At 42.2% G+C, this 15994-nt stretch carries 10 protein-coding genes and 1 riboswitch; of the genes, 1 reads left to right on the forward strand and 9 read right to left on the reverse strand.

Features of this window, described 5'->3' with window-relative positions:
* Nucleotides 1-257 precede the first annotated feature (257 nt).
* Nucleotides 258-2363: a molecular chaperone HtpG gene (htpG, locus tag ACTQ1L_RS13210; protein WP_441367621.1), complete on the forward strand. Its 2106-nt coding sequence runs from the start codon at nucleotides 258-260 to the stop codon at nucleotides 2361-2363.
* Nucleotides 2364-2483: 120 nt separating this feature from the next.
* On the opposite strand, the gene ACTQ1L_RS13215 is transcribed toward htpG, so the two are convergent.
* From ACTQ1L_RS13215 to ACTQ1L_RS13255, 9 genes are all read right to left on the reverse strand, one after another.
* Nucleotides 2484-3875 (reverse strand): hypothetical protein, encoded by a 1392-nt coding sequence (locus ACTQ1L_RS13215; RefSeq protein ID WP_441367623.1) that lies wholly within the window; start codon nucleotides 3873-3875, stop codon nucleotides 2484-2486.
* 21 nt (nucleotides 3876-3896) lie between these two features.
* Nucleotides 3897-4688: an SH3 domain-containing protein gene (locus ACTQ1L_RS13220; protein ID WP_441367624.1), complete on the reverse strand. Its 792-nt coding sequence runs from the start codon at nucleotides 4686-4688 to the stop codon at nucleotides 3897-3899.
* Nucleotides 4689-4733: 45 nt separating this feature from the next.
* Nucleotides 4734-5258 carry a phosphatase PAP2 family protein gene (locus tag ACTQ1L_RS13225; RefSeq protein ID WP_441367626.1) on the reverse strand — a complete coding sequence of 175 codons (525 nt, stop codon included), beginning with the start codon at nucleotides 5256-5258 and terminating at the stop codon, nucleotides 4734-4736.
* Between the two features lie 46 nt (nucleotides 5259-5304).
* Nucleotides 5305-6309, reverse strand: coding sequence for a peptidylprolyl isomerase (locus tag ACTQ1L_RS13230; protein WP_441367628.1), 1005 nt, complete (start codon nucleotides 6307-6309; stop codon nucleotides 5305-5307).
* The gene (locus ACTQ1L_RS13235; protein WP_308655696.1) at nucleotides 6310-6573 is read right to left on the reverse strand and encodes a glyoxalase; all 264 of its coding nucleotides are present in this window, start codon (nucleotides 6571-6573) and stop codon (nucleotides 6310-6312) included.
* Between the two features lie 52 nt (nucleotides 6574-6625).
* Nucleotides 6626-10237, reverse strand: coding sequence for a helicase-exonuclease AddAB subunit AddA (gene addA, locus ACTQ1L_RS13240; RefSeq protein WP_441367629.1), 3612 nt, complete (start codon nucleotides 10235-10237; stop codon nucleotides 6626-6628).
* Entirely contained in the window at nucleotides 10234-13695 is a 3462-nt protein-coding gene (locus ACTQ1L_RS13245; RefSeq protein ID WP_441367630.1) for a PD-(D/E)XK nuclease family protein, read from the reverse strand. Before ACTQ1L_RS13245 ends, addA begins: the two co-directional genes overlap by 4 nt.
* Before the next feature lie 119 nt (nucleotides 13696-13814).
* Nucleotides 13815-14993, reverse strand: coding sequence for a phosphoribosylaminoimidazolecarboxamide formyltransferase (locus tag ACTQ1L_RS13250; protein WP_308496180.1), 1179 nt, complete (start codon nucleotides 14991-14993; stop codon nucleotides 13815-13817).
* A 59-nt stretch (nucleotides 14994-15052) separates the two neighbouring features.
* Nucleotides 15053-15766, reverse strand: coding sequence for an IMP cyclohydrolase (locus ACTQ1L_RS13255; protein WP_109257032.1), 714 nt, complete (start codon nucleotides 15764-15766; stop codon nucleotides 15053-15055).
* Nucleotides 15767-15885: 119 nt separating this feature from the next.
* Nucleotides 15886-15962, reverse strand: a riboswitch (ZMP/ZTP riboswitch).
* Nucleotides 15963-15994 lie beyond the last annotated feature (32 nt).

The raw sequence follows: 15994 nt of genomic DNA on the forward strand, positions 1-15994 counted from the left end.
TTTTACGCCACAATGTCCAGTGAAAAATAAGTTTATAAACTTTTCACAATTCCAAAAATGCCCAATTCACGCGGTTTTCTGTCATTTTGTTAGCACTCACTATTTTTGAGTGCTAATTTTCTATTGACTTTTCCGATAATGCGAACTATTATTTTATTATGCTTATTTTCTCTGAGGAATTACTGGCTGCTACACCGCAACCTCACAGCCCATAACCGCGGTGTAAATATAAAATAAAAAACAAGGAGTGTGTAAAAATGACAGAAAAACACGGCAATCTTTCAATTGACAGCGACAACCTGTTCCCTATTATAAAGAAATGGTTATATTCAGACCACGATATCTTCTATCGTGAGCTCATCTCAAACGGCTGCGATGCCATCACTAAGCTCAAAAAGCTCGACATGATGGGTGAATATTCCCTTCCTGCAGACTACAAGGGCAAGATTCAGGTACTCGTAAACCCTGACGAAAAAACAATAAAAATTATAGATAACGGTCTTGGTATGACAGCTGATGAGGTTGAGGAATACATAAGCCGTATCGCTTTCTCAGGTGCTACAGACTTCATCGAGAAATACAAGGACAAGTCAAATGATGACCAGATTATCGGTCATTTCGGTCTCGGCTTCTACTCAGCATTCATGGTAGCCGACGAGGTAACAATCGATACTCTTTCTTATAAAGAGGGCTCTACACCTGTACACTGGTCATGTGACGGTGGCACAGAGTACAACATGGAGGATGGCGACATGGACGACATCGGAACAGAGATTACTCTCTACTTAAACGACGACTGTCTTGAGTTCGCAAATGAGTACCGCGCACGTGAGGTTATCGAAAAGTACTGTTCTTTCATGCCTACAGAGATTTACCTTGCAAAGGAAAATGCTCCTGAGGAGTACGAGACAATAGACAAGGACGACAAGCGTGACACTGACACTGTCATCGAGGAAATCCATGAAGACGCCAAGTACGAGGAAAAAGAAAATGACAAGGGCGAGAAGGAGCAGGTAGAGGTCTCTCCTGCAAAGGATCAGCTCAAAATCGTTAAGCGCCCTGTTCCGCTCAATGATACAACCCCACTCTGGACCAAGAACCCGAATGAGTGTACCGACGAGGAATACAAGGAGTTTTACAGAAAGGTATTCTTAGACTACAAGGAGCCTCTTTTCTGGATTCACCTGAATATGGACTATCCTTTCAACTTAAAGGGTATCCTCTACTTTCCTAAGATCAACACAGAGTACGACTCAATCGAGGGAACTATTAAGCTTTACAACAACCAGGTATTTATCGCAGACAATATCAAAGAGGTCATTCCTGAGTTTTTGATGCTCCTTAAGGGTGTTATCGATTGTCCTGATTTACCGCTTAACGTATCACGTTCTGCTCTCCAGAATGATGGCTTCGTAAAGAAGATTTCTGAGTACATCACCAAGAAAGTAGCTGACAAGCTCATCGGTATGTGCAAGACAGATAAGGAAGCCTATGAGAAATACTGGGATGATATCAGCCCATTCATCAAGTTTGGCTGCTTAAAGGACGAGAAGTTCTGCGACAAGATAAACGACTATATTCTTTTCAAGGACATCAATGACAAGTATCAGACTCTTCCTGAGCTGCTCGCACCTGTTGCGGAGGATGAAAAAACAGATGCAGAAGGTGCCGATGCTTCTGATGATACAAAGAAAGCTGACAATACTGATGCAAATGCAGACAGCTCAACCAACACTGATGAAAACAAGGAACCTGAGAAAAATACAGTTTACTATGTCACAGATGTAGTACAGCAGGGTCAGTATATCAAGCTGTTCAAGGAGCAGGGCATGAACGCTGTTATCCTTGACCACAATATCGATACATCATTCATCACACAGCTTGAGCAGAGAAATGACCACTACAAGTTCATGAGAATAGATGCAGACCTCACAGAGTCTCTCAAGGATGAATCCGGTGCAGACCTCACAGAGGCAACCACTACTCTCTCAGAGGTATTCAAGAAGGCTTTGAACAACGACAAGCTTACTGTAAAGGTAGAGAACCTGAAGAACGCAGATGTAGCATCTGTGCTCACACTCTCAGAACAGGGCAGACGTATGCAGGATATGATGAAGATGTACGCAGCCGGAGGCATGGGTGGAATGGATCCAAGCATGTTTGCCGCTGACCAGACACTCACATTAAATGCCAACAACGAGCTTGTAAAGTACATCTTAGACAACAAGGATTCTGAGCATGTTCCAATGTTTGCTGAGCAGCTTTACGACCTTGCAATGCTTTCTAACCAGCCGCTTTCAGTTGACCAGATGACTAAATTTGTAAAGAGAAGTAATGATATCATGCTTCTTCTCACAAAATAAAAGCATACACTAATACTCTCATAAACAAATTAAAACAGGAACTAATTTTTAAAATGTTAGTTCCTGTTTTTCTGTTTATCTTACACTGTAATTTTGTAATTCTATAAATTTATAAACTTATCAATCGTTATCTTCTGTTGTATCATCTTCTGTTGTATCATCTTCCGCTGTACTATCTTCCGGATCTTCGTCATCATCCGATTCCAAATCATCCTGGTCTTTATCATCATCTGATATGAAACCCGTAAAATCTATCTCACGTTCGAACTTATCTTCATCTTTCTCATCATCCGTGTTTGATTTAAAATCATCAAAATTCACATTAACTCTGAAATCGTCCTCATCCGAATCATCATCCGTTATCTCAAACTCTGCGGCATACGGATCATCATCGTCATCATCATATTCCAGCTCATCTTCATCATCATCAAAGTCTAATCCACGTCTCTTTTTTACTGCTTTTATTTCTTTAATCATAAAATACAGTGCAACCAATATGACAAGAATAAGAACTACACCCAAAGTAGCTTTCTTTATTATTGTAATTTTCGTGTTTTCAGGCGTTTTTTGTGAATTCCAAATTTTTAGTTTTCCAGAATCAACCGTATAAAAACCAGTTTCACCATCATTTTTAACCGCATACACAATTCCGTTATGGCTAATAACACGGTCAGTCATTCCCTTTGGTAAGTTATCACTTGCATATGGGGATGTATAAATATAGGTTGTGCTGCCCATCTGCAAAGACTTGCAATCAAATAGCTGTTTTTTTGAATTGCTGTAGCTGTACAGACTAGTCTCTCCATTTGCATTGACCAATCCAAGCAGAAAAATATCATTTTCTTCATTCGAAATAAACATCACATCCAGATTTCCAAGCTTCCCCGGAACAAGTTTATAGCTCCATCCTATTTCCTCAGATACTGACTGATTAGAATCAACAACATAATATTCTGTGTTGTTCATCTTTATTGCAGGCTCAAGATGCGGCACATCCGTTTCAAACGGACCTGTGTACTGTGTTTGCTGCGTCTGTTCCTCCTGTCTTGGACTTCCTGTGTCCTCTCCTGAAATCTTAATTGCTGCTTCCGGTAGCTGTGAAATCTCAAGCTTCTCTGTACTTCCTGCGGTTGATGTGTATATTATTGCATTTTTAATCTTTACATATGCATTTCCACCGCTCTTTGTCTTAAATGAAAGCATGTATTTGACTTCATTTGAGACAGCGATTCCTTCCATTGTAATCACGCCATTTGCCTCTGATTCTGCACCTGAAACGTAATCCATCCGTGAATTATCATATTCAAGCTCCACATGGTAAGAACCCATGCCGGAATCTGCTTTCAGATATACGCCAATCTGAAACTGTGAATTATTTTCTGCTTCATAGCTTTCTGAACCAAATGTCACACTTCCTGATGCTGCATATACATCTGCCGGATTATAAAATAATGTGACTGTCAGACAGAAAGCTGCTATTATTAATACTATTTTGTTTAATAAATTTTTCATTTTTTGCCTCGTTTAAAATTTTTATTCACCCTTTGGGTCTTGACTATCTGATTCTGTTTTTTCTGAAGGATCACCTATATCAGGATCTTTATCATCTTCTGTGGGTTCACCTGTACCAGGATTTTCTGATGGTTTTTCATCTTTATTATCTACTTGTCCAGGATCTTTTTCTTCCGTTTTAGTCGTTTCTGATTCCGAAGGCTTTATTTCTGTTTTTGTGCTATCTGAAGCTGCACCTTCACCTGCCTGATTGCTGCTATTTGTATCTTCATTGTTTGACACATCAGAGGTGTTATCTTTCTTCTTATGTTTGTTTTTTCCACTGCTTTCAGCTGCTCCATTATCCTCATTATTGTCTGTGGAAGCATCATCATTATCTATATTATCCGCATCATCTGCATCTGATGATACACCGGCTCTATCCGCCTCCACATATGCTGCACGTCCGTTATAATCAATCATCAGCCAGCCGTTTGCATCAGCCTCGCCAATTGCCTTTACTTTGGTTCCTTTATCAAGGCTTCCAAGCTGTGAAGCATTTGCATCGGGTTTTGTGTATATCACAGCTGATTTTTTCAATCTGACATTCTCTGTCTGCACATCACCTAATGCTGCATTGGAAAAATTAATATTATCATTTGTTTCTGCCGAATCCGGATTTTCAGTTGTCATTGTATCATTTTCAACAGTATATCCGGTTAAGACAAGCTTTGTATCAGAAGCCGTCTCTGTCCCATCCGGTCCGGCTCCGCATGCACATATCATGCAGCCTGCTGCAATAATCTGTGCTATTAAATAACTTTTTTTATTCATATATACCTCACTTTTATATTAAACCGTTTCCACAATATTTGTGTACTAATATTGTTTTTCCGGTATTTTGTGCTTAAACACATAATTCATAAACACAGCCGACACCACTCCAAGCAAAGCTCCCGCAAGCACATCCGTCGGAAAATGCATGAAGTTGTACATCCTTGAAAAAGCAATGAGTATCGCCAGCACAAGCGCCGGTATTCCCATTCTCTTATCTATAAACATCAGTGTTACTGCTGCTGTTATGCCGTTTAACGTGTGGCCCGATGGAAATGACGAATCAAACGGTATCATTACTATAAGGCTGACTGTTTCGTCTATCTGGCAAGGCCTTAATCTGTTGACCAGGCTTTTTATTATCAGATTGCCAACTATAAAGCTTAAGAGCTCTGCTGAAAGCATCTGCATGCCACCGCGCCGGTATTTTTTTGAGATGCACAGCACCACTCCTGTCACAATCCACAGTATTCCTGCGTTTCCAAGAGTGGATAAAAGTGCCATGATTCTGTCCAGAAACGGAGTCCTTATACCCTGAAGTGCATATAGGAAGTCAAATTCCCATTCCATATTTATACGCTCCTATTCTTTTGAAGTTTTGCATAGCAGTCAGAACCTACTGCTTATCATCAGCTTCAAAGTATTTATTATATATAGTAAAAAATGAGTTGGTTTTCAGATAGTTTTCATTTTTAATATCTATCGAATCCCATAGCTGGCTGTTAAGCTCAAAGTCTGCATTTTTGACAAAGCGGTTATAGTCATCGTTAAACTGCTCCTGTTCTCTCTGCTGCAGTATTATTTCTTTGTTTTTATCTGTCTTTTCCTCATCAAGCTTTGATATGCATTTGATAAAATAATATCCATCATCGGTCTTTATCATATCAGAGATCTGACCATCGTTTAATTCAAATGCCACTGCCTCTACTTCATCCGGAAGCATGCCCTTGTCCACATAGACATCTGTCTGGTTATCCTCGTTTGTGGTACCTGCAACCGTTGCGAAATCATCTCCAGACGCAAGCTTTTCCTTTACTGTCTCAGCCTTTTCTGCGTCCTTTACAAATATTTTCTGAATGTGCATAACTCTCGCATCATCATCGCTCACTTCCGTATCCACGCCCTTTGCAAGGGAATTGTACAGCTTTTTTGCAATGGCATAATTGTCATATGCTTCCTCAACATCAGCCTGCGAAGCCCCGATAAAATCACGCTCAGCATCCGAAAGAGATTTATAATATTCCTTTGCGGCATCTGAAACTGCCTTTTTTTCTTTGTCATTCAGAGCTATGTTTTTCTCACCGGCTATCGCAACCATACAGTATACTCTGGCAAGCTCGTCTACAGTGACATCCTTTACGTATTTTTCGACCTTTGAAGCATCCTTTGTTTTATAAAGGTTCACCCCATACACATCTCCGTAAAGATTTTTGTAGTTTGCCAGATACAGCTTTGCCTCGGTTATATTACATTTTTTCTTGTCTATCACCAAAAGCGTGTGCCCGCTCGAGCTGTTGATGTCCATCACAATCTCCCTGCCGCCGATGCTGCAGCCTGTAAGAACTGTTACGACTGTAAGCAGTACACACGCAATTTTCTTAAAATATTTCATCAGTCTCATTTATCCTTCCACGATGAGAAATCTGCCGCTCGGAAGAGAAAACACTTCGCTCTGCTCAATAAGCTCATCATCGGACATGCCTGATATGTCAGCCCCTGCCTCATCGAAATAGTCTCTTACATCCTTTATATTTTTACATACGACAGCCATACAGTCCTCGAGAAATTCCTCTGCGGCCTCCGGTGTATCTGCAACATTCTCTGGAAAAAGCTGTGACTGATTCTCCAAAAATGTATCTAATACCTCTTCGTCATACTCGTACATATAAGTTCCTCCCTGTGAATATGTTTATAAGCTTAGATTATTATATAATATATTACTTATCAATGCCAATACTTTTCTGCAATCTGAATGAGTATATAAGCTTTTCCTTAATCTCTGCATTTTTGTCACCCGCAGAAAATATCCTGCCAAGCGCATCCGCATACAAATCAAGCTGTGTCTTGTAGCGGTCTACAAGCTCATGCTCTTCATTTACTCTGTCTGTTTTGTAATCAAGAAGCACTATTTTATCATTTTCCAGCCAGAACGCATCTATAATTCCCTGCACCAGCACTCCGTCATAATCCATGACAAATGGCTTCTCACGAAACAAATCGCCTCTTGCAGCAGCTTCTGCCATGCGTTGTCCTACCTTTGATGCCACAAAACCCTCTATCAGCTTTGGATTTACAAGCCTATACATTTCATCCGCGATAAGCCCCTTTTCAAGCATTCTGTCCAGCTCCTGCTTCACGAACGTGCCTACACCTTCTCTGTCTGATGTATCAATGCCACATATACTCTTAAAGTCCAGGCATTCCATCACGCGGTGCATTGCAGTGCCTCGCAATGCTCCGGGATTGATATCTGTCGTATTCTGCTCAAACGATGGGACATATATGTCCTTCTCTTCCTGCAGAAACTCAGGAATTTCAGCCTCTTTTTCTGTGCTGTCATATTTTTCCACCATTGAATCGTGCTTGAGCTCTGATACTGAATATTTGCTCTTTTTGCTTATATCCGAAGCGTATGCATATTCAAAATCAAAGTCTGCTGCTATTTTCTCTGTGATTTCCTTACTGACTTTTGATATTCTGTCGGCTAGAGCCGCCTTTGATATATCATTTGAAGCCATATCAACAGCCCTTCTGGTGGCAAACTCTGTGGCATCTACCGTTGAAACCGTGTATTTATCAGGATAAGACAGCATTGCGGGAATTATCCAGTCCAGATAGCAGCCCGCACTCTCCCTCTGTCCGAAGCTTATCGGCTGCCCCTTATTGACATTTCCGCGATATTTTTCAAATGCCTTCTGCGCATTTGAAATACCACCTGTCAGTATAATTTTTTCCTTTGCTCTTGTCAAAGCCACATAGAGTACTCTAAGCTCCTCACCTGAATTTTCTCTTTTGATGCGGCTTTCTATTTCATTTCTCACAAGAGATGGTCTTTTCGTCCTTGGACTTTTTGTCTTTTCGACAAGCCCAAGCCCCAAATCACTGTGTATGACAAGGTCTGATTTAAGCTCCTGTATATTAAAGCCTTTACCAAGCCCTGATACAAACACTATCGGAAACTCTAATCCTTTACTCTTATGTATGGTCATAATGCGCACCACGTCATCATTCTCACCTGCCGTATCAGCCTCACCGTAATCTATCTCATATTTCTGCTGTATATCTATATATCTCACAAAATGAAACAGTCCCTTATAGCTTGTTTTTTCATATGACACAGCCATTTCTATAAGCATATCTATGTTTTGTCGGCGCTTTTTGCCTGCCGGCATGGCAGAGGCATAGCTGTAAAAGCCGGTCTCACCAAGCATCATATACAAAAGCTCATGGATTGGTGTATCAGCAACTGCCGCGCGCAGCCTTCCATAAACCTCATTAAAGTGCCTAAGCTTTTCGTCCTCATAGTCAGCTTCGCCTGCCATTGCCCTGAGTGCCGCCTGAGCAAAACTCTCCCCGGGATAAAATGCCTTAATCTGTGCAAGCTCCTCATCATCAAGCCCGACAATAGGAGATGCAAGGACTGCTGCCATCGGAATATCCTGCAGTGGATTGTCCAGTATACGAAGCATCGACAAAATCACCTGTATTTCATAAGAAGAAAAATATCCCGTATTTGACTCAACATGTGCCGGAATGTCACAGTCCTTGAGCACCTGTGATACCGTATTGCCCCAGCTTGCAACGCTTCTGGACAGTATGACAATATCCCTGTATTGCGGACTTCTAAGCGCCCCTGTCTCCTTGTCTGTTACTTTGCCGCAGGCCATAAGCTCCTTTATGCGGTTTGCTATCATCAAAGCCTCTAGCTGAACCTTATCCCCCTCCTCATCCTCTACAATATCTGAAAGCTCCTCGTCCTTGTAATCCACCAAAAGAAGCTCCGGCTTCATATCATCATCTGCCTCAGGATAGCCTGCGCCCGGATACAGCGCTGCGTCATCATCATACTGCACATTGCCCAAATCTGCTGACATAATTTTGTAGAAAATGTCGTTAGTGAAATCTAATACCTGAGTTCTGCTTCGGAAATTTTTGTGCAGGTCAATCCTCTGATGCTCACTGTCATCAGTCGTGTACAAATTATATTTTTCCATAAAAAGCTCTGGACGGGCCATTCTGAACCTGTATATACTCTGCTTTACATCGCCCACCATAAACATATTGTTTTTGCCATGCCACTCTCCCGATACAGCCCTTAAAATATCCTCCTGCACCTGATTTGAATCCTGATACTCATCTATCATGATTTCCTCAAAATGAGCTGAAAAATCCTTCGCCGTCTCTGTAGGCAGGAGTGTATCTTCATCAACAAGAATACGCAGTGCAAAATGCTCAATATCAGCAAAATCAAACACTCTCTTTTTTATTTTTTTTGCTTCCATCACCTCATAAAACTCAAGGGAAAGTCGAATCAGCTCATCAATGAACGGTTTCTGTCTCACAAGCTGCTCGTACATAAGCTCAATAGACATGCCAAAATACTTCTTCTGTATGCCATCCACCTTCTTTTTGGCTTCATCGCGCATAGTTTTTATTCTATCCTTGAGCTTCGCATCGCCGTCAAATTTTTTTATTATGGCAATCCTGCCAAATGCTATTTTTTTCACAAGTGCCTGTAAGCTGCTGTAATCCTCTGCCTCATCCAGACCCTCAAAAAGCTTTAAATCATCCGTTAGTGTTATGGCATATTTTTCAAGTCCTGCGGTACTTAACGCAAGACTTCTTGCCTGCTCAAGCTCCTGCACAGCCTCATAAATCAAAACCCTGCAGTAGTCTGTAAGCTCCTTTATCACCTCTGACCTTTCAAATTCCTTTACAGATGCCACCTCATATAAGCCTGACAGGCCGCTAATCCATTTCTTAGGCCAGGATGAACTTCCTGCCTTATAGTATATAGCCTCTATCATTTCTCTGACTGCTGCATCACTCCGTCCCTTGCTGTATGTATCCACCAGGTTCAGAAATGCCTCATTGTCCTGTCTTTTATAATTTTCCTCAAACACCTCCGAAAGCGCATCCTTTAGCATAAGCTTAAGCTCCGCCGGGTCCGCTATCCTGAAATCCGGGTCCAGATTAATCTGCGAAAAATTGTTCTGCACTACAAAAAGGCAAAATGAGTCAATTGTCGTGATAAGTGCATTGTGGACAAGTGTCGCCTGTTTTTGCAGATTTTCATCGTCAGGTATCTTTTGCAGTCTTGCTTCTATTGCGCGGCTGACACGCTCACGCATCTCTGCTGCAGCCGCCTTTGTAAAAGTCACCACAAGCATTCTGTCAATGTCCACAGGGGGATTGTCCACACATATTCTGTTTACGATTCTCTCAACAAGCACCGCTGTCTTGCCGGAGCCTGCTGCCGCTGAGACAAGTATATCCCTGTCTCTTAAATCTATAACCTTTTTCTGTTCACTGGTCCATTCTACACTCATGACTTGTCTCCATACTCATTTTTGTGTTCAAGCGCCGCCGTCTGTGTGCGCATACGGTCAAGCACATCATCCTTTTTATCACCGTTATATGTTCTGTCGGCAAATCCCGGCAGCCTTGAATCATGCCTGCATATAGACTCAAACGCGCAATATGCACAGCTATCCATCTTTTTGTTCTTTATAGGATTGACATCCACACAGCCGTCATAGATGTCTTTTGCAATCTCCTTAAGCTTTGCGCGCGCAAAGCGCGTTATTACCTCAAACTCCTCACCTGATGCAACCTTTGAATATGCATTTGGCGTCTGATCCTTTTTTAAGGTGACAGGAATGACATCCGAGCTTTTTTCGAAATCGCTGTCCATGCCCCTATATGCCTTTTCATCCGAATTGATGAGTCCGTCCGGCTTTAGCTGCCTGAGTATCATCTGATTGATATCATCCTCTGATAGTTCCTCGTCCGGCGGAACATCCTTAAGGTCTATCACAGGATCATCTATGTGATAATACAGCATTCCTCCAGGCTCCACAGAAAGAGCAGGCAGTGCCTCCTCCTTTTGCGACATCACTGCATCCATATACACAGCAAGCTGCAGTTGTGTTCCATAATATAGCTTTACCAGGTCAAATACTGTCTTTCCGGACTTGTAATCCAGCACCTTGATAAACATCCTGCCATCGTCGGTATAGGTATCAGTCCTGTCTATCCTTCCCTTTATATCAACTCTGACGTCCCCCTCCATATCAAGACTCTCGTAAAAGTCAAACTCAAACTTCTCCGGCACAAAGCTGCCCTTGCGTATCTGAGCCGTGAGTGCCCATACCGTCTGTCTGAAAACTGCCTTCATATGGCTGACCGTGTGCAGGCTTTCCGCCGTATCAAATATTCCATAGGCTGCATACTCGTTGATCACCTCATCTATCGACTCATCGGAAAGCTCCTTTCGCAGCTCATCAGACACATTAAACCAGTCAGCATTTTCTTTATCAAGCTTCCTGCTGTATTTTTCCAGTGCCTCATGATATATATTTCCCATATCCAGTGATGAGAATCCGCTCTCCTCGCGCTCCTTAAGTCTCAGTCCATAGTTCAGGAAATGAGCATATGCACACCTTGCAAACTGTTCAAAACGCGTGATGCTGCCCTCCATATGCCTGCCATATATGCTTCTTGCCACATTACGGCTTATCGGATCCTTGGAATAATGCTCAAACCTTGCCTCAATGAGCCGCTCCACTTCATTTTCCTTAACATATCCTTTATCATCTGCCTCATTACCGGCCTCATCATCCGCAGCTGTATCATCATAAAGCAGCAATGCTGCCGCAATCTCACACCATCTGTCATCCACCTCGTTTGACAGCAGATAGTCCATGGCACTTCTTTTGCTTGAAAGATCCACAAGCTGCTCTACATCTTCTGTTTCCGTCGCCACAAGCTTTGGAAACATTCCCTTTAATATACCTATGAGATACGAAGGCTGGGCAGCCTTTTTCTCACTGTCAAGCCTGATGTAGCTGATATAAAGCTCCTTAGATGGCTTCGTCATGTTCAGATACAGATAAAACCTCTGTATAAACGCCTGCTCCCTGGCACCCGGCGCCAGCTCTATATCCATCTCCTTAAGCGCCTCTCTCTCATACTGTGATATGATGCCGCCTCTTCCTGCTGCCTTTGGCACAATCCCATCATTCACACCTGCAAAAAACATGACCTTTATATTGGTCAGACGCGTTCTCTCAATATCTCCAATGGTCACTGTGTCGTATCCCGGCGGTATGACTGCCACCTCTGCTGCATCAAGCCCTGCATCCAATATCTGTGTAAATTCCTCAGCATCCATGCACTCGTCACCAAGCACCGCCACATATTTTTCAAAGAGCTGCATGACTATTTTGTATATCTGTCCGTATTCCTTTGATGCGGTCTGATTTCCTGCTTCAAGCAGTGTCTGTTCCTTTTTTGCAAGCTTATCAGGTATATCAAGTGAAACTGTCAGATTATATATCCCCAGCACATAGTCCTTAACCTTTGAGTTTTTATCGGAAAACACCTGATATACCGGCTTTAGAAGCTCAATTATATACTCCCTGCTTTTGTTTAAAAGCTCAAGGTCATAGCACGCCTTATTCTTTGGCAGCCTGACCCACTTTTTGTCCCATGCGCTTTTGCCTCTCACACCACAGGCGAGCACGTAGTTTTCAAGTATGTCTATTTCACTGTCCGAAAGCTCACAAAACCCGCACCGCAAAAATCTAAACACCGAATCAGCGGAAAAATTCTGTGCCGCAATATCCGGAATGGATCTGATAAACTCAATAAACGGATGAAAAAGTATCTCCTGTGTAGCATCGATAAAGTATGGAATATTGTATTTGTCAAATATCTCCCGCACATAACCGGCATATGTATTCACATCTCCCGTGACTATCGCAATATCACGATAACGCAGGTTTTCGTTTCTGACAAGCTCATTTATAGTTCTGGCTATCTTTGTCAGCTCCTGCTTTGGATCACGCAGACAATCTATATGAATGTGCTTTGGTGCTTTTTCAAAGGCATGCCTGCTTTTTCTGAAAAGCTGCTGCTCCATAAAGCCTAGCTCTTCATTTTCTGCCAATCTGTAGTTTTTATCAAGTATAATTGGCTCCTCGACCTCTATTCCATAAAACGCTGCCATTTCAGTGAGTGATTTTACTGTCCTTTTGGGCATGTCAAACAGCTCATGCATGCCCCTGCTCTTAAAAATGTCCTCACGACAGTCAATTGTGAGTGTGACATATATTTTCTTTGAAATGAGAAAGAGCTTTTTCATGAGCTGATTCTGTATAGGTGTAAATCCTGTAAATTCATCAAATGCAATGACTGAATTCCTAAGAATAGTAGACTCCTCTGCCACATCACAGAGCACATTAAGTATTTCCTCTGCCGTGATATATTTGTCCTGCATGAACTTCTCAAATGCCTCATACAGAACAAGTACATCCTTAAGCTTACCGGAAAGCGTATCTGAAAGCCTGCCGGAGGCAATATATTTTTCCAGATCCTGTGGCGATATATTGTACTGCACAAGCTCAGAAAGGAGCGACTTCACCTCACTTATATAGCCGATACGGTTTAAGTTTCTGCCTATCACACCAAGCTTATCCGCCTCCTGGCCCGCGAGCTTCCTGAGCACCAGGTTTTTACCGGTCTCCTCCAGCACCGTAAGCCTCGTGATTCCAAGCTCATCAAACACTCTGTATGCCAGACGCTTAAAGCTTAATACGTCTATATTCATTATGGCTTTGTTCTCCGACAAATCCACAAGCTGTCTCTGCGTCTGCATTGTAAACTGCTCAGGCACTATGATGAGATAATTATCCCTCGGATTTGCCTTTGCCTCTTTCAATACCCTGTTAAATAGATATTTTGTTTTTCCGTTTCCTGAATTACCTGTGATAAACTGTAATGACATAAAAAGACTCCATGATTAACTACTGTATAAAATGTATACTGTAATTATATCATGAAGTCTCCTATTATTGAATCACTTATTGTGCTTCAATTCAGCTTAATAACCGCTATACCTTGTGATTAGTGATGGAAAAGTCTGATTCCTGTAAAGCTCATTACCATACCGTACTTATTACATGTATCAATAACATGGTCATCTCTCACAGAACCACCCGGCTGGGCTACATACTTCACGCCACTCTTGTGCGCACGCTCAATGTTGTCACCAAATGGGAAGAATGCATCAGAGCCAAGTGCTACATCTGTATTCTTGTCAAGCCAAGCTCTCTTCTCCTCTGCTGTAAATACATCCGGCTTTACCTTGAAGAACTTCTGCCACTCGCCCTCTGCAAGCACATCCATATAATCCTCACCGATATAAAGGTCAATAGTATTGTCGCGGTCTGCACGTCTGATACCATCCACGAACTGAAGTCCAAGCACCTGTGGGGACTGACGAAGCCACCAATTGTCTGCCTTTGAACCTGCAAGTCTGGTACAGTGGATACGAGACTGCTGGCCTGCTCCGATACCGATTGCCTGGCCGCCCTTTACATAGCATACAGAGTTGGACTGTGTGTACTTTAAAGTAATCATTGAGATTGCCAGATCGATCTTAGCCTGCTCTGTGAGTTCCTTGTTCTCTGTCACGATATTTGAGAAGAAATCATCATCAATATGAAGCTCATTTCTGCCCTGCTCGAATGTGATGCCAAATACATCCTTTCTCTCGATAGGTGCCGGCTCATATGTCGGGTCAATCTCGATAACACAGTAATTGCCATTCTTCTTAGCCTTTAAAATCTCAAGAGCCTCGTCTGTGTAGCCCGGTGCGATAACACCGTCTGATACCTCTCTCTTGATTACAAGTGCAGTGCTCTTGTCACATACATCTGAAAGTGAAATAAAATCACCAAATGATGACATTCTGTCAGCGCCTCTTGCTCTGATATATGCATTTGCAAGCGGTGTAAACTCAATATCCATATCATCAACCCAGTAAATCTTTTTCTCCACATCTGAAAGTGGCTGTCCAACTGCTGCGCCTGCAGGTGAAACATGCTTGAAGGATGTTGCGGCTGGAAGACCTGTTGCCTTCTTAAGCTCTCTTACAAGCTGCCATCCGTTAAAGGCATCAAGGAAGTTGATATATCCGGCTCTGCCGTTAAGCACTTTTATAGGAAGCTCTCCCTCCTTCATAAATATTCTGGCCGGTTTCTGATTTGGGTTACATCCGTATTTTAATTCGTATTCCTGCATTTTTCTGTTCTCCTGTTTTTATCTGCTTATCTTGTATATTTGACCGTTTATATAGTGTTTTATTTGTTTTTGTTTACGATTCTGCTCTCATACTCGCCTGTTGCGATATCAATATATCTTACAAAAAGTGATACCTTATTGTCCTCGTTAAGGTTCTCCCATACCATATTGGTAAACTCGTCGATATCTCCATCGATGTCTACCCATGTAGGCTCACCCTCAAAGCTTGGCAGTGGATTTCCATCGCCCATATATGTATGGATGAAATGTCCCTCTCCCGCAACCGGTGCTGAGTATGCAAATGTATATCTGTTGCATGCATCAGGATTGCCGTTGTTGCTCTTTAAGATTGACATAGCGTAGTTGAACTCGCCATTGTCAATATGCATGATTCCTGAAATTCTTGGTGTATAGTTAGGAGCGTCAGGCTCAAACTCTCTTGTCCTTAATGCCTGCTCAAATGTCTGCTGCTTGTCCATCAGCTCATAGATAGTATCTGTCTGGTCACCGTTTGTGACAATTGTCTTGTTGCCGAGCACTCTTACAGGTGCGTAAATGATAAGACTTGGATCCTCAAGCTTTGAAGGGTCAAATGCCTGTGTTCTGATGCCCTCGCCATCCTCTACAAATACTCTGTTGCGGCTGTTTTCGCTTCTGCCCATGATAAAGTATGCTGTTACAGCCTTCTTACCATCCTTTGTGCGGCCGATTACGATACCTCTGCCAGGGTATGTTGTGCTTGATAATTCCTTTGCTAATGATACTCTTTCCATGTCATCCTCCATGTTTTCTGATAATGTGGTCTGCATCCCCAAATTACTCGGGCCTGCCGGAATAAAAAAGACCGTCTGAACACACATAATAATATAAAGCTCTGCATGAAACTTATATAAATGTGCGCCCAGACGGTCGGCAATCAACTGTTATACTCCATGCGGTTATCCACTTCCGTCAGTCATATAACTGTCTTTATTTAAGCATGTATTTTTGTCATTGTCAAG

Origin of the sequence: Agathobacter sp. LCP21S3_B2 (assembly GCF_052118705.1) — a bacterium.
Taxonomy (GTDB): Bacteria; Bacillota; Clostridia; order Lachnospirales; family Lachnospiraceae; genus Roseburia.